Source organism: Anabaena sp. CCY 9910 (assembly GCF_963920875.1).
GTDB lineage: Bacteria > Cyanobacteriota > Cyanobacteriia > Cyanobacteriales > Nostocaceae > Trichormus > Trichormus variabilis.
This window is the reverse complement of the sequence record NZ_CAWUDJ010000046.1, coordinates 18,936-40,085: the sequence shown is the minus strand read 5'-3', so window position 1 is coordinate 40,085 and position 21,150 is coordinate 18,936. Positions and strand designations below refer to the sequence as shown.

General features: G+C 42.3%; 18 protein-coding genes. 12 read left to right on the top strand and 6 right to left on the bottom strand.

The window, feature by feature from the left end:
- Positions 1-68: 68 nt before the first annotated feature.
- A complete protein-coding gene (locus tag ACM5QX_RS24790) occupies positions 69-2,324 on the top strand; it encodes a RelA/SpoT family protein (RefSeq protein WP_414755958.1) in 2,256 nt (751 codons plus the stop codon).
- Between the two features lie 79 nt (positions 2,325-2,403).
- Here ACM5QX_RS24790 and ACM5QX_RS24785 read toward each other — a convergent pair whose 3' ends face one another.
- Positions 2,404-3,342 carry a Sll0314/Alr1548 family TPR repeat-containing protein gene (locus ACM5QX_RS24785; RefSeq protein ID WP_414755957.1) on the bottom strand — a complete coding sequence of 313 codons (939 nt, stop codon included), beginning with the start codon at positions 3,340-3,342 and terminating at the stop codon, positions 2,404-2,406.
- 320 nt (positions 3,343-3,662) lie between these two features.
- Here ACM5QX_RS24785 and ACM5QX_RS24780 point away from each other — a divergent pair, with 320 nt between their 5' ends.
- Positions 3,663-4,337: an ABC transporter ATP-binding protein gene (locus ACM5QX_RS24780; RefSeq protein WP_011321637.1), complete on the top strand. Its 675-nt coding sequence runs from the start codon at positions 3,663-3,665 to the stop codon at positions 4,335-4,337.
- 205 nt (positions 4,338-4,542) lie between these two features.
- On the opposite strand, the gene ACM5QX_RS24775 is transcribed toward ACM5QX_RS24780, so the two are convergent.
- Both ACM5QX_RS24775 and ACM5QX_RS24770 read right to left on the bottom strand, forming a co-directional pair.
- Entirely contained in the window at positions 4,543-5,055 is a 513-nt protein-coding gene (locus tag ACM5QX_RS24775) for a hypothetical protein (protein WP_414755956.1), read from the bottom strand.
- A gap of 734 nt (positions 5,056-5,789) precedes the next feature.
- Positions 5,790-6,173 carry a nuclear transport factor 2 family protein gene (locus ACM5QX_RS24770; protein ID WP_414755965.1) on the bottom strand — a complete coding sequence of 128 codons (384 nt, stop codon included), beginning with the start codon at positions 6,171-6,173 and terminating at the stop codon, positions 5,790-5,792.
- A 137-nt stretch (positions 6,174-6,310) separates the two neighbouring features.
- Between ACM5QX_RS24770 and ACM5QX_RS24765 the strand changes: the two genes are divergently transcribed.
- Positions 6,311-6,679: a Lin0512 family protein gene (locus ACM5QX_RS24765; protein WP_414755955.1), complete on the top strand. Its 369-nt coding sequence runs from the start codon at positions 6,311-6,313 to the stop codon at positions 6,677-6,679.
- A gap of 316 nt (positions 6,680-6,995) precedes the next feature.
- On the opposite strand, the gene ACM5QX_RS24760 is transcribed toward ACM5QX_RS24765, so the two are convergent.
- Both ACM5QX_RS24760 and ACM5QX_RS24755 read right to left on the bottom strand, forming a co-directional pair.
- Positions 6,996-7,295 (bottom strand): RNA recognition motif domain-containing protein, encoded by a 300-nt coding sequence (locus ACM5QX_RS24760; RefSeq protein ID WP_011316925.1) that lies wholly within the window; start codon positions 7,293-7,295, stop codon positions 6,996-6,998.
- 591 nt (positions 7,296-7,886) lie between these two features.
- A complete protein-coding gene (locus ACM5QX_RS24755) occupies positions 7,887-8,084 on the bottom strand; it encodes a hypothetical protein (protein WP_414755954.1) in 198 nt (65 codons plus the stop codon).
- A gap of 379 nt (positions 8,085-8,463) precedes the next feature.
- Here ACM5QX_RS24755 and topA point away from each other — a divergent pair, with 379 nt between their 5' ends.
- The 5 genes from topA (at position 8,464) to ACM5QX_RS24730 (ending at position 15,954) form a co-directional block, all read left to right on the top strand.
- Entirely contained in the window at positions 8,464-11,109 is a 2,646-nt protein-coding gene (topA, locus tag ACM5QX_RS24750; RefSeq protein ID WP_414755953.1) for a type I DNA topoisomerase, read from the top strand.
- Positions 11,110-11,481: 372 nt separating this feature from the next.
- Positions 11,482-11,580 carry a DNA topoisomerase I gene (locus tag ACM5QX_RS24745; RefSeq protein WP_162470529.1) on the top strand — a complete coding sequence of 33 codons (99 nt, stop codon included), beginning with the start codon at positions 11,482-11,484 and terminating at the stop codon, positions 11,578-11,580.
- Between the two features lie 19 nt (positions 11,581-11,599).
- A complete protein-coding gene (gene aroQ / locus ACM5QX_RS24740; RefSeq protein ID WP_011316930.1) occupies positions 11,600-12,049 on the top strand; it encodes a type II 3-dehydroquinate dehydratase in 450 nt (149 codons plus the stop codon).
- Positions 12,050-12,229: 180 nt separating this feature from the next.
- Complete coding sequence (locus ACM5QX_RS24735; RefSeq protein ID WP_414755952.1) at positions 12,230-13,165, top strand: ADP-ribosylglycohydrolase family protein; 936 nt, start codon at positions 12,230-12,232, stop codon at positions 13,163-13,165.
- Positions 13,166-13,428: 263 nt separating this feature from the next.
- Complete coding sequence (locus ACM5QX_RS24730) at positions 13,429-15,954, top strand: HD family phosphohydrolase (protein ID WP_414755951.1); 2,526 nt, start codon at positions 13,429-13,431, stop codon at positions 15,952-15,954.
- A gap of 34 nt (positions 15,955-15,988) precedes the next feature.
- Here the strand turns inward: ACM5QX_RS24730 and ACM5QX_RS24725 are convergent, their stop codons facing one another.
- Positions 15,989-16,480, bottom strand: a complete 492-nt coding sequence (locus ACM5QX_RS24725) for a hypothetical protein (RefSeq protein ID WP_414755950.1) — start codon at positions 16,478-16,480, stop codon at positions 15,989-15,991.
- A gap of 371 nt (positions 16,481-16,851) precedes the next feature.
- On the opposite strand from ACM5QX_RS24725, the gene ACM5QX_RS24720 reads away from it, so the two are divergent.
- The 4 genes from ACM5QX_RS24720 (at position 16,852) to ACM5QX_RS24705 (ending at position 20,869) form a co-directional block, all read left to right on the top strand.
- The gene (locus ACM5QX_RS24720; RefSeq protein WP_414755949.1) at positions 16,852-18,792 is read left to right on the top strand and encodes an FAD-dependent oxidoreductase; all 1,941 of its coding nucleotides are present in this window, start codon (positions 16,852-16,854) and stop codon (positions 18,790-18,792) included.
- Between the two features lie 364 nt (positions 18,793-19,156).
- The gene (locus ACM5QX_RS24715) at positions 19,157-19,405 is read left to right on the top strand and encodes a type II toxin-antitoxin system Phd/YefM family antitoxin (protein WP_414755948.1); all 249 of its coding nucleotides are present in this window, start codon (positions 19,157-19,159) and stop codon (positions 19,403-19,405) included.
- A gap of 2 nt (positions 19,406-19,407) precedes the next feature.
- Positions 19,408-19,794 carry a type II toxin-antitoxin system VapC family toxin gene (locus tag ACM5QX_RS24710; protein ID WP_414755947.1) on the top strand — a complete coding sequence of 129 codons (387 nt, stop codon included), beginning with the start codon at positions 19,408-19,410 and terminating at the stop codon, positions 19,792-19,794.
- A gap of 688 nt (positions 19,795-20,482) precedes the next feature.
- Positions 20,483-20,869, top strand: a complete 387-nt coding sequence (locus tag ACM5QX_RS24705) for a hypothetical protein (protein ID WP_414755946.1) — start codon at positions 20,483-20,485, stop codon at positions 20,867-20,869.
- Positions 20,870-21,150: the final 281 nt, after the last annotated feature.

Sequence of the window (21,150 nt, the reverse complement as noted above, 5' to 3'; positions counted from 1 at the left end):
CATGACCAACAAAAGTGCTGTTAATTGCGTCAACCTCTCAACTATCCACCGATCACCTCTTCTATTGTATGAGCAGCATCGCTATTAGTTCCCCAACCGACCTTAGCCTTCCAGAATGGCTGAAGCAATGTTTGCGGGATTCATCAACACATGGCAGCAAAGCAGAAGATGACCGAATGTGTAGTGATAACACGTTAATTTGTCGGGCATTTGATTTTGCTTACCAACTGCATCACGGACAATATCGCAAATCTGGAGAACTATATATTAGTCACCCCATCGCTGTAGCCGGGCTGCTGCGCGACTTAGGGGGTAGTCCTGCTATGATAGCAGCTGGATTTCTTCATGATGTAGTCGAAGATACAGATGTCACAATTGAGGAAATAGAAGAGCGTTTCGGCCCGGAAGTCAAGCAGTTGGTGGAAGGTGTCACCAAGCTTTCTAAAATCAATTTTAAAAGCAAAACCGAAAGTCAAGCGGAAAACTTCCGGCGGATGTTTTTGGCGATGGCGCAAGATATTCGGGTAATTGTGGTGAAGTTAGCAGACCGTTTGCATAATATGCGAACTCTGCAATATATGTCAGAAGATAGCCGTCGCCGTTCAGCCCAAGAAACACGAGATATCTTTGCACCTTTAGCCAATCGCTTGGGGATCTGGCGAATTAAGTGGGAATTAGAAGATTTAGCCTTTAAGAATTTAGAGCCGGAAGCTTTTCGGCAAATGCAAAAGTATGTTTCCGAAAAGCGGGACGCACGGGAAGAGAAATTAGCCAAAGCTACAGCAATTTTACGCGATCGCCTCCAGCAAGCAGGAATTCGCTGTCTAGATATCAGTGGTCGCCCTAAGCATCTTTATAGTATTTACCAAAAGATGCACCGACAGCAAAAAGAATTTAATGAAATTTATGATCTAGCAGCGCTGCGGATTATTGTCGAAACCAATGAGGAATGTTACCGGGCTTTAGCTGTAGTACATGACGCTTTTCGCCCGATCCCCGGCAGATTTAAAGATTATATCGGCTTACCCAAACCCAACCGTTATCAATCTCTGCATACAGGGGTTATCGGTTTAACTGGTCGTCCTTTGGAAGTGCAGATTCGGACAATGGAAATGCACCGCATCGCCGAATACGGGATCGCCGCCCATTGGAAGTATAAAGAAACTGGTGGTTCTAACAGCCTGATAACAACATCAGATGAAAAGTTTACTTGGTTGCGTCAATTGTTGGAATGGCAAAGTGACCTCAAAGACGCACAAGAATATCTCGATAGCGTTAAAGATAACTTATTTGAAGATGATGTTTATGTCTTCACGCCCAAAGGCGATGTAATTCCTTTAAGTCCTGGGGCTACAACTATAGATTTTGCCTATCATATTCATACAGAAGTTGGTAATCACTGTGCCGGGGCGCGAGTTAACGGACGCATGGTTCCTTTATCAACTAGACTAAGCAATGGCGATATTGTAGAAATTATTACTCAAAAGAATAGCCATCCCAGCTTAGATTGGCTCAACTTTGTGAGAACTTCCGCCGCCAAGTATCGAATTAAACAATGGTACAAGCGATCGCGCCGGGAAGAAAATGTGGCTCGTGGTCGAGAGTTATTAGAAAAAGAATTGGGTAAAACTGGTTTAGATAGTCTATTAAAGTCCGATGCAATGCGGACTGTTTCCGAAAAATGTAATTATCACAGTGCTGAAGATTTACTCGCAGGTATGGGTTACGGCGAAGTCACCCTCAACTTGGTGTTAAATCGCTGGCGGGAAGTGGTTAAATCTCAACAGCCGGTAGTAGATACACCTATATTGTTGCCTAAAGAACCATCTACCGCCAAAGCACCCACACCCATCACCCGTGCAACAGATTCACCAATTGTGGGTGTAGAAGGATTGGTATATCACCTCGCTGGTTGTTGTACACCAATCCCCGGTGAACCAATTATTGGCGCAGTAACACGGGGTAGGGGAATTTCCATCCATCGCCAAGGCTGTCATAATTTAGAGACAGTGGAATGCGATCGCCTAGTCCCCGTTAGTTGGAACCCAGTCGCAGAAAATAGAGGTCGTCCCCAAACTTACCCAGTCAATGTTCAAATAGAAGCCCTAGACCGTGTGGGAGTATTAAAAGATATCTTGTCTCGACTGAGTGACCAAGGGATCAACGTACGTTACGCCCAGGTAAAAACAGCAGTTAATCAACCAGCATTAATAGACTTAGGTATAGATATACGCGATCGCCCACAACTAGAACAAGTGTTCATCCAAATCAAAAAAATGAGCGATATTCTCAATATTCGTCGCGTGGGACAAATTGATGAGTGATGGGGACTGGGTACTGGGGACTGGGTAATGGGTAATGGGTTCAGTCCCCAATTACCCATTACCAGTCCCCAATCCCCAATTACCGCCCCGCATTATTCAGGTTATTAACAGCATTATTGCGTTCGCTTTCAATTTGCTTTACCAACGAACTGGGAAGCTGAGACCTTTTAGTTAAGGCTTTGTCGAAATTAGCGATCGCTTCTCGAATTAATTGCTGGCTTTTTTCTTGGCTACCCTGTCCTTTGAGGATTTGCGCTTTGAGATAATACAACTCAGGGTTATCTGAAGCTTCTTTGATGGCGCGGTTAGCATAATCTAGAGCTTGAGGATACTGTTTTAAATCACGATAGGCGATCGCAATGCCTCGATTAGTTAGATACTGAGGTGCAGCATTTCTTTGTAGCCGATTAATCGCCTCATCTGGATTGGCGAAGGGTAAACTCACAGACAGCATCAAGTCCATGTAACCCTTGAGTAAATTCAATTCTGGATCTTGCGGAGAAATCGCTTCTGCTTTATCCAGATGTTCATATACTTGTCTTAGTCGTCCCAAAGCTTGAGGTGCGCCTCTGAGTGTACCTTCACGGCTAATAATTGCCCCCCCTTCTAAAAAATGTCCTACAGCTGTGTAAATATTGCCCCGTAATTCGTCAGTAGCAACTAATTTTTGTCCTGTTTCCAGGGTTTTCTTGCCGTAATTACTCAGCCCTGCCAAATCTCCATTAATGTATGCTAAAGATGCTTTCATGGCGTAAGCTAGAGGCTCATTGGCTTCACTGGAGATTGCTTGATTAAGGTGACGTTCTGCGGTGGGATAATCACCCCGTTGAAAAACTGCTTTAAAAGCCTGTTCTGTATTGTCGCCAATGTTACGCGGTTTCTCTGCGCGGAAGGGATCGCCAGCCCATGATGGATTGCTTGCCAAAGTTAAGGCGATCGCCACGCCAAAACTTGCCTGAGCCAGCTTATTTACTTGAGAGAATATTATTGAGTGAGGAGAGGGAAAATTTTTGAGCATGAATCAGCCTCAGAATAATTGCGGTTGAAAAAGTTGTCTATGTTACTTAAAATACTGAATAATTTAGTTATGATTTGTGTGTGTAGCAGATAATATACTCCTCACACTTAGACTTGAGTCATCATGTCAAGTTCCCAAAATTACTGTAATCACCGCTTTTGGGGAATCTGTCACAATGGAACCATCAGGATGATCTTTGCTGGTAAATTGAGGTTGTAATTAAGTAACAATCTATAAATCCTGAGCAAAGTTTCCAGCCTTTCTAGTTGTAGTTAATCTTAGTTAGTGAGTTCTTTGCCAACGTTTGGTAATCTTAACAAATGCTCTATCTCCGAAATCTGGTTTACTATCCCACCGCTTGCCCAACAGCTATCCTCAAGTCTGTCAATCTAGAATTACCACCCCAAAAGCTGGGTTTGATTATTGGCCCAAGCGGTTCTGGTAAAAGTACTTTATTAGAGATTTTATCTGGACTAGCCGAACCAACATCTGGTGGAGTTTTCTGGCGAGAACAAGAACTCATAGCCGAACAGCTACAACAATTAGCAGGTTTGGTGTTTCAGTTTCCCGAACGGCACTTTTGCGGTGGTACGATTTTAGAAGAATTACGCATAGGGCATCCTGAATTAGGGACAGAGCGAGTTAGACAAGCATTAGGTGAAGTGGGACTAGAGCATTTATCGCTTTCGGCTGCACCCTATGCTTTAAGTGGGGGTCAACAACGGCGGTTAGCCTTGGCGGTACAATTAATTCGCCAACCCAATTTATTATTACTAGATGAGCCGACAGCCGGATTAGATTGGTCAATGCGTCGGCAACTAGTGAACTTATTAGCCAAACTTAAACAAGATTGGACATTATTAGTAGTAACACATGATGCTGGTGATTTGTTGGCGATCGCTGACTACTGCTGGACATTAAACCACGGTGAATTAATATCAGTAGAGCCAGCGACATTAGAAGCAAAAGTTAAAGAACCACAGCCTATGGCGTGAGTCCATAATATGCGTGATGAGTGGCGCTCTTTCGGTCGAGTCTCACTCATCATTCAGTATTTTGTGATTAATGGGAACACCAAAAAATAAATTATTCCAAATTGACGGTTAGTAGGGTGCGTCAGTATGAATAATTTTTTGGTACAGCTAAGTTTTCTCGCACTGACGCACCCTACATTTGGGATATTTTTTTATCTGGAAGTCCCTAATGTTGAATTTCCAGATTGAGAATATAGCGCCCTAATTGGACTTTTTCAGCCCACAATTCATATTCCACACGCAAATGCTCTGGCAGTTCGTGTCCACTGAGAGTCAAGCTATTGGTATAGTTCCGTAAGCGGATGGGATCACTGGGTTGTAACGACTCGGTTGGCAACCAATAGCGACTTACGCCATAAACGCCCTGTTCCCAGAAGTGACGATAACTCACTTGATCGTTACCTTGCATGGTCATAATTACTCGATAGGGAGAAATTTCTAACCACAAAACTCTAGGGCTAGCAGGAGCATAAGCTTTACTAGTACGTGGGGCAAGTTGTTCTTCTTGAGTATCAGGACTTGCTAATTCACAGGTGATAAGCGGCGGTGTAGTCAGTAATAAATGGAACCTATCAAGGTCTTTTTGATATAGTGTTCCAGCAGTTTCTACAACAGACCAGAATGGTAGGTCAGTTGATATAAGTGATAAGCACACGGGCTTGCGGTGATGGGTCAGCATGGGAGCAATGAGGGCTAAAAGCTATTGAATGAGATGTAATTAATACCAGATGATCTACTAGGTCAGGATGAGCAACTAAAGAATAAAACCTGATTAATATTAACTGAAGTTGCTTATTTAGGAAGCTAAATAAACAAACATCAAAATAAATTTGATATAAGTCCCAATAATCCAAACTATATTTACTCTACGATGTATAAATTTGTAAGTAAAGTAAATGAAAACTTATACTTATGTGAATAATCTAAGGTGATACATTCAAGATAACAGGATTTGTGAAAATAACTCTTCAGGGATTTATTTAACATTAAAGTAGCAATAATTAAAAAAACTCAACCAATTACACCCTTTACCAATGATACCAAGCGTGTAGTATGTAGTTAGTCGGACTGAATGTAATTTGGAATGCTGAGGAGTAGCGGGTAAAAAAATTGTTGTTTGGAGGCGATCGCTATGTTAGTACTACTCTGGATTACAGTTGTCTGCTTTATTTGGTTGCTGGGCTTGAGCCTGTTGGCAGAAATTTGGTTTTACGAAGAAGAGCAAGAGTCGTCATGATGAACTATTGCAGAAAAAGCCTTTGGTAAATTAATACAATCACCAGAGGCTTTTTTGCGAATTGGTAATTGCTAATGGGGAATGGAGAGAAGATAAAGAAAAGATTAATTATTATTTTCCTTCCTGATCCTGCTCACATTTGGTAGTAATTGAATTCCTGCGCGTGATTAGTTGTTTTAGCGTAACTGTGCAATCATCTGTGCAGGATTCCAATAAGCACGGGTTGTTTGAATCTTTCCTTCAGCGTTAACCTCAAAGATGGTAATTCCTGCAAACTTCACAGGCTTACCACTTTTGCTGATTCCGGCCATCGTCCATTTAACAGCTGCTTCATTAGCAGCAATGAAGATATGCTCGATTGTTGCTTCTAGTTTTTCAAATACCGCCTGTAACTGTCCGATGAATTGACGATATCCCTCATGAACTTTTGCTGGTGGTTCACCGACCGGATCATGACTAATAGCATCTTCGGCAAAATTATCTATCCAGCCTTCTGGATTCATACTTGTGATATTGGCAAAGTAAGCAGTAACAACTTGTTCGATCGCTTCTTGTGTCATCAGGAGAAGGGTATAGGGGTATAGGGGTGTAGGGGTATAGGGGTTTGAAACTCTCACACCCTTACACCCGGTCTCAACAGAAAATCTGGGTGCATAAGTCCTATTAAAGTGAGAATGGCATAATTCAGGAGGTCAATGTGGCTCTTAAACGCTTGATTATCGAAATGGGGATGGGAGTAGATCAGCATGGACAGGAACCGACAGTAGCCGCAGCTAGGGCTGTCCGGAATGCGATCGCTCACAACGCCTTACCGGGCGTGTGGGAAGTCGCTGGTTTAAGTCATCCCAATGAAATGATTGTGGAAGTCCAGGTAGCAGTACCTTATCCAGAAAAAGTTAGAGAAGAAGAAGTGTTAGCGGTTTTACCCTTCGGACGCAAAAGCTTGAAAGTAGAATTTGGGGGTATGGTAGTTCAGGGACGCGCTATTGCTGAACTCAACGACAAAAATGACGAAATGTTAGTAGCGATCGCATCAGTAACAGTTTTGGTAGAAACTAGTCCATAGTCTAGGACTTACGCACCCAGATTTTCTGTTGAGACCAGGTGTAAGGATGTGAGAGTTTCAAACCCCTATACCCCCGTACCCCATTTTACGAAAAAGCAGATCAGTGAATCACTAATCTGCTAATTATGGGATGATTTGCTTTTAAGAAATACTAATTTTCTCAAGAAACAATAAGGTTATACGCATCTAAATCAAATATTCTTGCGTCAGGGCTGTCCATAGTCAGTAGTCCAGAGTCAAAGGCTAGCTTGGACTTTGGACTTTTGACGACCTGAGTGCGAAATATACAATTTAAATGCTTAACAGCTTATCGGTATTAATAACCACCATTATTTCTTGACCAATTACCCCCACCGGAACGAGCGCCTTTCTCTTCCCGTGGACGAGCTTTATTAACTTTAAGTACGCGCCCCATCCATTCTGCGCCATCAAGAGCTTGAATAGCTGCATCTTCTGCGGCTGATGATTCCATTTCTACGAAACCAAAACCGCGAACACGTCCGGTTTCTCTATCTGTGGGTAACTGAACGCGTGTGACTGAACCGTACTCGGAAAATACTTTAGTAAGGTCGTCTTGTGTGACGCTGTAGGACAGATTCCCTACGTATATTGACATGAAACTCTCCAGAATCCATTGATGCAGAGATGTTGATCCGGAGAGCCGCTTGAAATTATTACTAAAAACAAGATACGTATCACCGAAATTAACTTCTCTAAATTAGATTTTATCACAACTTCATGATTAGTAAAGTATATATTGAACTTTTCGTTTTAATGTATGGTAAAATACAAAACTTTTTAACTATCTAGAAATTAACTTTCTACACAGAAAGTATCTGGATTCAGTTCCCCAGGTTATCCACAAAATAGACTCACCGGCTCATCTGAATCTGGACTGGAACCCGCACAACATCAATGAATCTTGTACTGGGGCAGGTCATCTTAATTAAGTAGATTGGCTCAACATCAATGGGGTTGTCAATCTACACAAGGGTATATTCTGCCCAACTATTTAATTCAATCGCTTATAGTTATTGGCAGATAAGAACTGAACCAACCCTTTTCTCAGAAAAATATTTAAATTTTGATTGATCACATAACTACTGACAAAACGAATTATCTTGAGCGAACCAGATCCGCGTACCTTAGCGTGGCTTTGCGTTAAAAAGCCTCGGATATCTTTATAAAGCGCAGAGAGGCGCAAATTTTAATCTAGGAAAGTAGTCTCGGAAAACACACGCAAATCAAGTGTGTCACCTTGCTGGAATAACTGAGCCTCATCCTCAGTGATGTGGTGTTGATGCCCTATAAACTCACCCTCTGCCAAAGTTAAGTGAAGTATCATTTCTCCAGTAACTTCCTGCACAGGTAGTAGAATAACATCGCCTTGACGAATCGCCCGCATAATTTTGCCTCTGGAATAAGTACAAACCCCTCTTCGCTTTTTCTCTCAAGTTTGGTTTAATTTTGAGTCATTGCTTCTCTTATCTCCCCTGCCCGAACCCTAAGGTATCTTTGTACTAAACTCACGGGGTATATTGAAAACTCTAGTCGCCAATTTGCCTTTGATAAGTTAAAGATGGAAATAGCTGGAATTTCCAGCAGCATTCTTCTAACATATGCTCTAGAAAGGACTAAACCCGCAGTTTGAAGGATTTTCAACCCAACAGACAATCTTGATGAGGCTCAATCTAAAGCAATTGTGACGTTTCATCTTGACATTTCATCGAAGTTAACTCAATTTAACTGTTTAGCTTCACAGCTATTCTTTTTTTTGAAATTCCATGTCAACTCTCGTCATTGTCGAATCTCCAACCAAAGCTCGTACCATTCGTAACTACCTGCCAAAAGACTATCGGGTAGAAGCGTCGATGGGTCATGTACGTGACCTACCCCAGTCAGCTAGTGAAATTCCCGCCACTGTTAAAGGGGAAGCATGGGCGCAGCTTGGGGTAAATGTGGACGCGGACTTTGAACCAGTGTATGTTGTCCCCAAAGACAAAAAGAAAGTTGTCACCCAGCTCAAAGAAGCGCTGAAAGATGCTGATGAACTGATTCTAGCTACTGACGAAGACCGAGAAGGTGAAAGCATCAGTTGGCATTTATACCAGTTGCTGAAGCCAAAAGTGCCGACAAAGCGGATGGTGTTTCATGAGATTACCCAAGAAGCCATCAAAAAAGCTTTAAAGGACTGCCGCAATATCGATGAGCAGCTAGTCCGCGCCCAGGAAACACGGCGGATTTTGGATCGTTTGGTGGGCTATACCCTCTCCCCTCTGCTGTGGAAAAAAATTGCTTGGGGACTATCTGCGGGAAGGGTACAGTCTGTGGCGGTGCGATTGCTGGTAAACAAAGAACGCCAACGCCGGGCTTTCCATGAAGGTACATATTGGGATTTAAAGGCATATTTGGAGCAAAGCAAAAGCCCATTTACCGCCCAGCTAACCACCCTAGCAGGCACAAAAGTAGCGACTGGGAGCGATTTTGACCCATCTACTGGTAGGATCACCGCCGGACGTAATGTGGTGCTGCTGAGTGAAACAGAAGCAGTTGCGCTCCAAGAACGGCTGACTGGTAAAACCTGGAATGTCTCAGAGGTAGAAGAACGGCCAGTGACGCGCAAACCCGCGCCACCCTTTACCACTTCGACATTACAGCAGGAATCTAACCGTAAACTGCGCCTGTCAGCCAGGGACACGATGCGGATTGCCCAGAATTTATACGAGCAAGGGTATATTACCTATATGCGTACAGATTCGGTGCATTTGTCAGAACAGGCGATCGCAGCTGCTCGCAATTGTGTAGAACAACTATACGGCAAACAATATCTCAGTCCCCAGCCTCGCCAATACACCACCAAATCCAAAGGCGCACAAGAAGCCCACGAAGCCATTCGTCCGGCTGGTAGCACCTTCCGCACGCCCCAAGAAACCGGCTTAGGTGGTCGAGAACTTGCCCTCTATGATTTGATTTGGAAGCGTACCGTCGCCTGTCAAATGGCTGACTCTCGCCAAACCCAAATTACCGTGCAGTTGCAAGTAGAAGACGCTGGTTTCCGTGCTTCCGGTAAGCGCATTGATTTTCCTGGATATTTACGCGCCTACGTTGAAGGTTCTGATGACCCAGAAGCCGCCTTGGAAGACCAAGAGGTAATCTTACCCAGTCTAAAAGTCGGGGATCATCCAGACTGTAAAAATATCGAAGCAGTTGGTCACGAAACCCAACCTCCAGCTAGATACACTGAAGCGACCCTAGTCAAAACCCTAGAAAGTGAAGGCATTGGTCGCCCTAGTACCTACGCCAGCATCATCGGCACAATTATCGATAAGGGTTACTCCCAATTGGTGAATAACGCCCTTATCCCCACCTTTACCGCCTTCGCCGTCACCGATTTGTTAGAAAAACATTTCCCCGACATCGTTGATCCCAGTTTTACCTCCAAAATGGAGCAAACCTTGGATGATATTGCTGAAGGTGAAGCTCAGTGGCTACCCTACCTAAAGAAATTTTATCTAGGGGATCAAGGTTTGGAAACTTTGGTGAGAGAACGAGAAAGCCAAATTGATGCAGGTAAAGCCAGAACTGTAGAACTAGAAAACTTAGATGCTAAAGTCCGTATTGGTAAATATGGGCCTTATATCGAAGTGGAAAACGGTGACAGTGTAGTTACTGCTTCAATTCCCAAAGATTTAACACCCGCCGACCTCGACCCCAAACAGGTGGAAATAATCCTGCGGCAAAAAACCGTCGGCCCAGACCAACTAGGCCGCCATCCTGAAACCGGCGAACCAATTTACGTGAAAATCGGCGCTTACGGGCCTTATGTCCAGTTGGGTGATAAGTCTGATGAGAATCCCAAACCCAAACAAGCTTCTCTACCCAAGGGCGTTACCCCAGAAAATATCTCCCTAGAGACAGCTATTGGCTTGTTATCACTACCCCGAACCTTGGGAACCCATCCTGCTACTGGAGGGAAAATCCAAGCCAGTCTAGGACGTTTTGGCCCTTACGTCGTCCACGACCAAGGCAAAGAAGGGAAAGACTACCGTTCTCTCAAAGCGAGTGATGATGTTTTAACAATTTCTTTAGAAAGAGCGCTGGAGTTGATATCGGAACCGAAAAAGACCCGTGGTTCTACTAGTAGTAAATCAAAGGCTGCTTTACGGGAATTAGGTACACACCCAGAGGATGATGCCCCCATAAATATCTACGACGGCCCCTATGGCCCTTATATTAAACATGGTAAGACCAATGTAGGTCTTCCTGAAGGGACATCTGTCGAAGATGTAACATTGGCTACAGCGATAGAATTACTATCTGCCAAAGCTTCAACCGCTAAAACTACACGCAAAACAAGTAAAACTAGTACAACTAAATCTAAATCAACGGCGAAATCATCTAGCGCTGCTACGAAAAAAAAGGGGGCGTAAGGTTAATGGTCAAGGGTCAAGAGTCAAGGGTCAAGAGTCAATAGTCAACAGTCCAAGATTTTCGACTATGGACTATGGACTATGGACTATGGACTATGGACTATGGACTATGGACTAATGACCAATGACCATCCTTGGATGCAGTCCGATGGGTTGCTAATGTGATACTCTAAAAAGTAAGAGAGATAACAACACGAAAATTTTAAAATTAGCCTGCGACTGCAATACAAAAAAATGTATCAGTCCGGTTGTAGGCCAGAGGTGCAAAATTACGCCAGTTTCTGCGTAGCTGTTAGTCAAAATTGAGGTAGTATCTCAGGAGCGGTCAGTTTAATGGACTATATAGAAAAGGTACTGGAAAAGCTGAAAGAATTGGCACGTAAGCTAATTGAGTCCTTACTAGGACCAGAAGCCGAGCCGGAACCGGAGCTGATTCCGATTCCTGTAAACGATCGCTCACGTCGTCGCTAAAAGCCCGAAGGTACGAAACTTGACATCGCAACCTCTAAGTATTTTGGTGCTACATGGGCCAAACTTAAATTTGCTGGGAAAAAGAGAACCAGGAGTTTACGGCTCTACAACTTTGGCTGAGATTAATAGCTTATTGGCAGAAGCAGCTCTTAAGTTACAGGCACAAGTGTTTCCCCTACAATCCAATCATGAAGGCGTGTTAGTAGATGCTATTCATGAGGCGTTGGGGAAACATCACGGAATTTTGATTAATGCGGGAGCTTATACTCATACCAGCGTAGCTTTACGAGATGCGATCGCTGCTGTAAATTTACCCACAGTAGAAGTCCATCTCAGTAATATCTATCGTCGAGAAGATTTCCGCCATCATTCCTACATCGCCCCCGTAGTTATTGGTCAGATTAGCGGTTTTGGTGTACAAAGCTATTTATTAGGCTTACAGGGGCTGGTGGCGCATTTGAGGGGATGAGATTTAGAGCAGGGGAAGCAGGGGGAGAAAGAGTCTCTCTATTATCTTCGCGCGCCAAACTGAATAATTTAATTTCTGGAAGTCCCTAATCAGTTTTTATCTACTCTCAACTGAGCAGTTTTCTTGTTAAAAAGTTAAAAGTGGAAAGGTAGAATAACTTGCTTTTAACTTTTGAAGATTATGCGCTACTCGTTGGTTAGTAGGTTTAGGGGTGCTTTTGTTGGAGGAATATTAGGGGAAAATTTGGCTAAGGGTGGGGTAGGTAATAACAGGGAAAGTTTCTCCAACTTTGCTAGAACTATTATTCCTGGCGCTGAAAGTTTAATTAAACTGGGAAAACTAGATGTAGATGAGTGGCAAATAGGATACCAAAAAGAATTTATTCCTTCGCCTGGAAACTCAGGTATCGAAAACAACCTAATTTTTGCCACAATCCCAGTAGCACTTTTTTTCCATGAAAATCCTGTGAAACTGCGTCAGAATTTGGTGCGGGTATCAAAAATATGGGATGATGCTCCAGTTATTCGTGATAGTAACCTAGCAATAGGGTATGCGATCGCTCAATCACTGACAGAAAAGCTGCACCTCCACACTATAATCCCGCAAATCATCTCTTTTATTGGAGAAACCGAGACATTACTTCCACAAAAATTATTAATAATACACAAACTTTTAGAAGAACAGGCTGGTTTAGAAAGACTAAAAGCTGAGTTGAGTACAGAAGAAAAACTTTCTCATGCTACTGCTGTGGCATTTTACTGCTTTCTCAGCACCTTGGAAGACTTTCGTTTCTCGGTTTTGCGTAGCTTGCAACTAGAATCTATGCACTCACAGACAATAACAGCTATTACTGGTATTTTGTCTGGAAGTTATAACAGCACTGTAGGTATTCCTGCTAATTGGCAGACTTCACTTTTACCAACTAACTCAACAGCCAACGAAGAAACCAACCTCTGCCAGATGCTAGAATTGGCGGATGCTCTTGCTGGGGTGTGGTCAGGAGTGTATAATCTTCCCCTAAATTCCAGAGAGTTTTCAGAATCAGGGTTTATCATGCCTAATCAATCGGTTCCATTTTCTGTTTATGCAGCGCCTAACATTATTCGAGGGCGTTAGATCGATTAAATAACTCTCTAAGGTGATACGCGCTTAGATCAAATATTCTTGAGTCAGGGCTGTCCATAGTCAAGAGTCCAGAGTTAAAGGCTAGCTTGGACTGTGGACTTTTGACAACCTGAGTGCGAAATATACGATTTAAATGCGTAACAGCTTATCTACTCATATTTGTACAAAAGTCCCAATTCATCCCGCATTTATGCAACGCCACATGGGAAAAAGCTCGTTGCATCAGCTTTTGAGCCTGAGAGACCTAGCAAAAAATGGCAAAATCGTTAAAGAAGAAAAGTTGGGTAGATGCAGTAAATCTGGGCTGGGTGCATGAACAGCGTTCATCCGTTGTTTTGGCGATCGCTATTGTCTCTCTTACGGGGGTAATTGGTCATAAGTTATATAATCAACCAAAGCTGAAAATAGGGACGGTTGCACCCCAAACGATTAAAGCACCTCGTAGCGCTAGTATTGAAGATAAAAAACGCACTGAAATTGAACGCAAAGCAGCTCGTAAAAGTTTAACACCAGTGTTAATGGTCGATGTCAGAACTACAGCACAAATCGGCCAAAACCTAGAGAAAATGCTGGATCAGGGTAATGAAATTCGCATATCGGCTGGTTCTTTCCCTTTTTATGATACTTCAGTCCTGTCCTTATCTAGCCAACATTACCTGCGCTCTTGTTCTGATGCAGAATGGCAAATGATGCTGGTGGCTTTAGAAAATACGGGTCAAAAAAGGTTGGGATTGTTCTTAGAAAAACCTAGTACTCGCCGCCTGCGTAAACAAGAAAATTCCCAGAATTTGCCGAATACGGAAACACAAACTTCTTTAGTATTTCCCCCTCCGACAGTTTCCCTCGGTCAGGAAAGTCAAGTTCAAGGTGTTTCTCTTGACCCTGGTCAACCAAAAGAAAGTATATATTCCCCCAAAACACAAAATCCTGAAGTCTCTACAAACACTCAGTTTGTGCAAGCGTTGGCAGAATTAGCTACTTTTCGGATGACCACTGCCAATCAAAATTTACCTAGACTGATCAATCAAATTACTCAAGCAAGGGAAGCTTACGCCCAAGCTAGTGTGCAAATTTTACACGTAGATACAATTACAACACAGACAATTTATCACGAAACTGTGCTTCTGGAATTGTCAGATTATGAATGGACTCAAACACAAAAGGGAATCCGCCAAGGTGCAGAACGGATTTTAGCCCAAGGTATTCCTGCGGGTTTGCCCCAGAGTGTGTTACAAAACGCTGTAACTTTACAAGTGCAGGCTTTTGTCCCCAAAAGTGCGGAATCTTTAGCGACTAAAGTATTGTTGGCTGTACTGGAACCGAATCTGAAGAAAGATGAGGAACAAACCAGAGAACACGCTCAAAAAGCTGCATCTGTGGTTGCACCTGTGATGGTTGAGGTGAAACAAGGTGCAGTTATTGTCAAGAAAGGAAAGGAAATTACTGAGTGGGATTTTGAGGTATTAGAGCATTATCAGCTGATTAGCCGCGAAAATAACTGGTTAGCTTTGCTGAAATTAGGCGGTTTGGTGACTGGGGGAGTTTGTATATTTGTCCTAGTGGAAACACGCAGTAAATGTCCACTCAGACAACGCGATCGCCTGTTAGTTTTGTTACTTACCTTGAGTACGCCAGGAGTCCTAGCAATGGGTGTGTCCTATACGACTTGGGGCGCTGTCGGTTTGCTGTTGGGTAGTTTTTATGGCCGTGAGTTGAGTATGACAGTTATCGGCTTACTTTTGTTCATTTTACCCATGAGTATGGAAATCAGCACTATTGGACTAGTAGCTGGTGCGGCTGGGGGAATTTTAGGTAGTTACATCGCCCACAGATTGCGATCGCGTGAGGAATTAGCCCTTTTGGGTGGGGCGATCGCTATTACTCAAGGTGGCGTTTACCTACTGATGAAAGTTTTGATTGGTGCGGCTTTTGGTTCCTCCTGGTATCTCATCCTCCAAGAAGCAGGGTTATTTACTTTATCGGGACTAGCTTGGAGTGTTGTGGCTTTGGGTTTAAGTCCTTATTTAGAAAAGCTATTTGATTTAGTTACCCCCATTCGCTTGGCAGAATTAGCAAATCCCAATCGACCTTTATTAAAACGGTTAGCGACGGAAACACCAGGGACATTTCAACATACCCTATTTGTGGCAACCCTGGCGGAAGCTGCGGCGAAACACCTGGGATGTAATGTGGAATTGGTGAGGGCTGGGACTTTGTATCACGATATTGGCAAAATGCACGACCCCCTGGGCTTTATTGAAAACCAAATGGGGGGGCCAAATAAACACGAAACGGAAATCAAAGACCCGTGGAAGAGTGCAGAAATTATTAAAAAGCACGTTAGTGAAGGCTTGGTAATGGCGCGGAGACATCTTTTACCCACGGCGATTCAAGCCTTTATCCCCGAACATCAAGGGACGATGTTAATTGCTTATTTTCATCATCAAGCAGAACAGATGGCACAGGCAGACCCTAACATTGTCGTCAATGAAGCCGATTTTCGCTACGACGGCCCGATTCCCCAATCGCGGGAGACAGCCATAGTGATGTTGGCTGATGCTTGTGAAGCTGCATTGCGATCGCTCAAGGATGTAAATACTGAACAAGCTTTAACTGTTCTGAATAATATTCTCCGCGCTAGATGGCAAGATAATCAACTTATTGATTCAGGTTTGACGCGGGAAGAAATGTCACAAATTGCCGAAATTTTTGTAGAAGTTTGGCAACAGTTTCATCATAAACGCATCGCTTATCCCAAAATGAAGTCTGGTAAGGGGTAATTAGGCAAATTTGATATTATTTTTAACTCTAATTCTAGTCGGCGATCGCCCACCGCACATAAGGACGAAAACCAGCTACAGTTTTATCAATAATTAACCGTCCTGGTGCATTAATATTTCGCAAATCTACACGAAAATATGCTTTCTTATTTTTAAACTCTACATTGTAAAAAATATATTCCTGACTGCTTGCTTGACCTACACAAGAAGCGTAGTTGCTGCGTAGAGGGGAAACAAATTCTACAAACTGCTGATTATCAGACGCAACTAACTGCGTGTTATCTGCAAAAGCCCTGATATCAGCCACTACTGTATGTTCTGCACCACCCTCATAAGGTAAGATAATCCACCATAATCCCACTGTTGGCGGACAAACTCCACTAATGCGCTGCACCTGAAGATTGACATTAGGCGAAAATAAAGGCCCTTGTGCTGATTGTGCTTGTGCTGTAGCGGTAATTGTTCCTAAAAGAAGTATTGGGCTGAATATTTTAGCAATATTTGTTGATTGCACCCAGTTTTTCATAAGTTTCAGTCTAGCTAATTCATTTGATTAGTCTTGACTGCACCAACTATAGAAAAGTGTCTATATAACAGAAGGTTACGGTAGAGAAGTTACTAATCACTTACAAAATGACACTATTAAAACGTTTACTCATTTGTATTAATGCAGGGGGTTGCTTTTTTATTTTGATACATATATGCTAACAAATCTACATACAGCATTATCCCAAGTAAATGTAATTTATTACACTTTTTACGCCAAACAATTGACAATTTTCTTGATTCTGTAAAAATAATTTCGTTTAGAGTTAACAAACATTAGGGAAAAATAACCCAAAATTTACTGATAATGTTACGCCAGTATTTCATTGTGAAGAGTTAATTTTATCACCAATGAGTTTATTACCTAATTTGCCAGAGTCTACTAATATATCCCGTCGCACCCTTTTAAAGGTGTTTGGTGTTGGTGCAGTTGCAGGAGTAACAGGATACTCTCGCTTTACTAAGCCTCAGCCAACAGTATTTCAAAAAGATACCTTAAGTTTGCCACGGTTACTGAATCAAGCAAAAAGTGTCATAGTTATCGGGGGTGGTTTAGCGGGTTTAGCTTGTGCGTATGAATTGAGTCAACGGGGGTTTACAGTCACACTGATAGAAAAATCACCCCAACTAGGTGGTAAAATTGCTAGCTGGCAAATAGAAGCCGTGGGCGAAACCTTCATGATGGAACATGGCTTTCATGGCTTTTTTCCTCAGTACTATAATTTGAAAAGTATAGTTGCAGAACTGGGAATAAATGATAATTTTCAATCATTAAACTTTTATTCAGTTGTCTATCGAGGAGATCAATACAAACCAGAGGTTTTTCGTCCTAGTCATTCAGCCTTCCCTTGGAATATTGTAGACTTAGCGATCGCCTCGCCTAATCGCTTCCAATGGGGAATTAATTTAACTAAAATTAAACACCTACAAGTATTTCAAGCCATCACAGGTTTTCAGCGAGAAAAGAATTATCAACGCTTTGATAATATATCGGTGGCTGATTGGGTAAAAACAGAATTTCCCCAAGGTTTATATGATTTGTATTTTCTCCCATTTGCTAAGTCTAGCTTGAACGCGCCAGACACGATGAGCGTGGGGGAATTAATGCAATTCTTCCATTTTTACTTTTTTGGCAATCCAGAAGGACTGGCTTTTAATGGTACGAAAGATGATATGGGTACAAGTTTAGTCCAACCCATCGCCAAGAGTGTGAAAAATAATAGCGGGAAAATTATTACCGATGCAACGGTAAGTGAAATTATTGCCAAAGATGGGAAAATTCAAGGCTTAAAATATTATGTTGGCAGTAATCAAAATAATGTGCCTTTTTGGGTAAAACGTAACTCAGTGATTACTGAAGAAAAAACCGAATATTTTGGTGCGGCTGATGAAGTATTTGCTGTAGAATCTGGTAGCGACACAGCAATTTCTTTAACTTGTACTCATCAAGGTTGTACTGTCAAAAAATCCACAGATGGTAAATACCGTTGCCCTTGTCATGGGGCTGAGTTTGCGGCTGATGGTAAAGTGTTGAAGGGGCCAGCCAAGCGGGATTTACAAAAGTTGCAGGTTGTACAAAAACAAAATGATGAATTGCAACTGCTAGCCACAACTAATGATGCACCCTTACCAGAGACAATCACCGCAGATTATTACGTGTTTGCTACCGATGTCCCCGGAGTACAACAATTATTTAAGCATATTAGTGGTGATGTAGATCAAACAGTGCGATCGCAAGTAGAAAACTTGAGTATCGCTGATCCTTTTGCTGTGTGTCGTTTCTGGTTTGATCAAGATTTTGAGTGGGAACAAAGTAACTTTACTTCCTTATCTGGCTATCAGTTAACCGACAGCATCACCTTATATCATCGCATTCAGCAACAATTTATTGATTGGTCGCAAAAAACTGGCGGTAGTGTCGTAGAGTTACACGCCTATTGTTACAAAGAAAAAGAATTTCCCACCCAAGAAGCTTTGTTAACTACCTTTGAAAACGAACTATATGACATAGTCCCCCAACTGAAACAAGCAAAACTCCTGCATCGGGAATTGGTAAATCAACATAACTTTTCTGGTTATCCCCCCAATAGTTATGGAGAACGTCCAGAAACCAGTACAAATATTTCTAATTTATTGTTTGCTGGTGATTGGGTAAAAATGCCCTTCCCCTGCGGCTTAATGGAACGGGCTGTCAGTAGTGGTTTAATCGCAGCTAATGAGATTTTACACCGGGAAGGTTTGCAGAGGCGATCGCTTTTATCGGTGAATCCAGAGGGGTTGTTGCAGATTTAAAAATTAGAGATACCCGACTTTTTCAAAAAGTCGGGTATCTGCATCTTTTGTAGTGCGTCTACAGAATTTTTCTTCATTTTGAATTTTGTAGCTTTAGCTTCCCGTAGGGTATTTTGAATTAATTCATTAGGTGTGTGCGTTTTAGACAATTAATACTTTAATTGTAAAAGGCGATCGCCTACAATATGGCAAAGCGATCGCAACGAAAGTTAAGAGACTTCCAGATCAAAAAATATCCAAGATGTAGGGTGTGTCAGTGCGATATACCCTAACTATACTCAGCAATTATTCATACTGACGCACCCTACTAAATTTGGCAAGTGTTATCCTAAGAAGTATGAGGAATTAACAATTACTTGGGCAAATGACTATTACTGTCAATGTTTCTGAAGTAACTGCCAAGTTTTCTGAACTGCTAAGTCAGGTATTACTTGGGGAAGAAGTAGTGATTGCTGAGAAGGGTATTCCTGTTGCACGCTTAGTTTCACTCACAAATACTACCTCTCCTCGAATTGCAGGATTAGATAAAGGCAAAGTGATCATCGCACCTGATTTTAACGATCCTTTACCAGAGGATATCCTCAATGATTTTGATAGTTCTCATCTAGTTTAGCAATGAGAGTTTTGTTAGATACCCATGTATTTCTTTGGTGGGTGACAGATGACCCTCAATTATCTTTTGCCAGTCGCAGTATAATTGCTGACTCAAGCAATGTCTTATTTCTGAGTGTGGCCAGTACTTGGGAGATTGTCATTAAAAATAAATCAGGTAAACTGACTTTACCTGAATCTGTAGAAGAATATATTCCCAGCCGACTGGCTTTAAACCGTTTTGAGAGTCTAAGTATTCAATTGACACATACTCTCAAGGTTGCTACCTTGCCGAATATCCACCGAGATCCATTTGATCGCATTCTGATTGCTCAAAGTCAAGTAGAGAATTTGCCAATTTTGACAATCGACCCACTCATTGCACAGTATAGTGTTGAGACTATTTGGTAAGAAGATTGTTTCCGATAAAAGCGATCGCCGCAGTAGTTAGTGGTTCCATGTACTATTTTAGTATCGGTATATCTTTGTATTAACACATAGCTGGTGTGTGTATTCCCGTAATTTAAGCGGAAAATTTGGATTTTTGGGGATTTTTAACGCGGAGGGGCGCGGAGGTAAGCGCGGAGGGGCGCTGAGTGTAAGAGGCTGTCTGTCGGAGATTATCGTCCACAATCGACTTAGTTTCGTGACCAATCAACTCAGTTTCGTGACCAATCAACTTAGTTTCGTGACGAATGAAGTTAGTTTGGTGACCAATCAACTCATTTCGTGACCAATCAACTCGGTTTCGTGACCAACGCGAGTTTTTTCAGTGAGTTCACTAGCACACAGATATAACATTATGGAGTAATACCAATTCTGCTTTTAAGTTGCATAATCAATCGTGAAGGCTGTTAACAGTCAACCGTCAACCGTCAACAGCCCTTATTAGTAGTTACTAGTTTTTGTGCATAAAAAACACAAGTCACATCTATTGGGATAATGTAAGGAAATTTTTTCTGGAAATCAGGAATGCTGTGAGTTGAGTTTGTAGTTAACGACCACAATGCAATATCTACACAGATATGGCTGTAGTTTGTTTTTATGTGTGATTTCCGGTGATTTGGCTACGAGTAATTATTTAAAAAAACGTAGGTTAATGATGAATAGTCAAATTTATAGTGTAGCGATCGCATTACCAACTATATTACTCAGCGCATTGCCTAGCTTGGCAGGCAATAATTATAACGCTTCCCAGATTCAGAGACTAGATGCTAGTTATGTTGCCCAGATACAAAGTACTGGTGCAGATGAAGTATCAAGACCTAGACCCCGTGGCCCCGGTGGTCATGAAGTCGAGGCCGTACAAGAAACAACTCTAATTAACCCATCAGGATTACGGGAACGTCCTAGACCAAGAGGGCCAAAGGGTTCTGAAGACGGAATTAATGCAGTACAAGGGCAATTCCTTCACTTAGCACCTACTCTTTTAGAGCAACCTAAACTAGAGGGTGTTCAAAATACTAAATTTAAAACTCAATATTAAGAATTCTGAATTTACGGGATGTGCAATTTATTGTTGAAACCCCTCTCCACTAGATGCGGAGCAGCTTCCCGCAGGGTACCTCTCCCCGACACGGAGAGAGGCTTAAAACCCTTATTTATAGGACTTACGCAGTTAAGAGAATGGTAGGTTGGGTGAAGCGATAGCGGAACCCAACAAAGTCTTGAGAATGTTGGGTTCCGTTCCTCCACCCAACCTACGCCAGTCTAAGTTGTTGCCTTAACTGAACTGTATTGCTATATGTTGACTAAGTCCTAATTTAT

Coding starts and splice junctions, on each gene's coding strand:
- ACM5QX_RS24790 (WP_414755958.1), top strand. CDS start 69: ATGAGCAGCATCGCTATTAGTTCCCCAACCGACCTTAGCCTTCCAGAA.
- ACM5QX_RS24785 (WP_414755957.1), bottom strand. CDS start 3,342: ATGCTCAAAAATTTTCCCTCTCCTCACTCAATAATATTCTCTCAAGTA.
- ACM5QX_RS24780 (WP_011321637.1), top strand. CDS start 3,663: ATGCTCTATCTCCGAAATCTGGTTTACTATCCCACCGCTTGCCCAACA.
- ACM5QX_RS24775 (WP_414755956.1), bottom strand. CDS start 5,055: ATGCTGACCCATCACCGCAAGCCCGTGTGCTTATCACTTATATCAACT.
- ACM5QX_RS24770 (WP_414755965.1), bottom strand. CDS start 6,173: ATGACACAAGAAGCGATCGAACAAGTTGTTACTGCTTACTTTGCCAAT.
- ACM5QX_RS24760 (WP_011316925.1), bottom strand. CDS start 7,295: ATGTCAATATACGTAGGGAATCTGTCCTACAGCGTCACACAAGACGAC.
- ACM5QX_RS24755 (WP_414755954.1), bottom strand. CDS start 8,084: ATGCGGGCGATTCGTCAAGGCGATGTTATTCTACTACCTGTGCAGGAA.
- topA (WP_414755953.1), top strand. CDS start 8,464: ATGTCAACTCTCGTCATTGTCGAATCTCCAACCAAAGCTCGTACCATT.
- ACM5QX_RS24735 (WP_414755952.1), top strand. CDS start 12,230: ATGCGCTACTCGTTGGTTAGTAGGTTTAGGGGTGCTTTTGTTGGAGGA.
- ACM5QX_RS24730 (WP_414755951.1), top strand. CDS start 13,429: ATGGCAAAATCGTTAAAGAAGAAAAGTTGGGTAGATGCAGTAAATCTG.
- ACM5QX_RS24725 (WP_414755950.1), bottom strand. CDS start 16,480: ATGAAAAACTGGGTGCAATCAACAAATATTGCTAAAATATTCAGCCCA.
- ACM5QX_RS24720 (WP_414755949.1), top strand. CDS start 16,852: ATGAGTTTATTACCTAATTTGCCAGAGTCTACTAATATATCCCGTCGC.
- ACM5QX_RS24715 (WP_414755948.1), top strand. CDS start 19,157: ATGACTATTACTGTCAATGTTTCTGAAGTAACTGCCAAGTTTTCTGAA.
- ACM5QX_RS24710 (WP_414755947.1), top strand. CDS start 19,408: ATGAGAGTTTTGTTAGATACCCATGTATTTCTTTGGTGGGTGACAGAT.
- ACM5QX_RS24705 (WP_414755946.1), top strand. CDS start 20,483: ATGATGAATAGTCAAATTTATAGTGTAGCGATCGCATTACCAACTATA.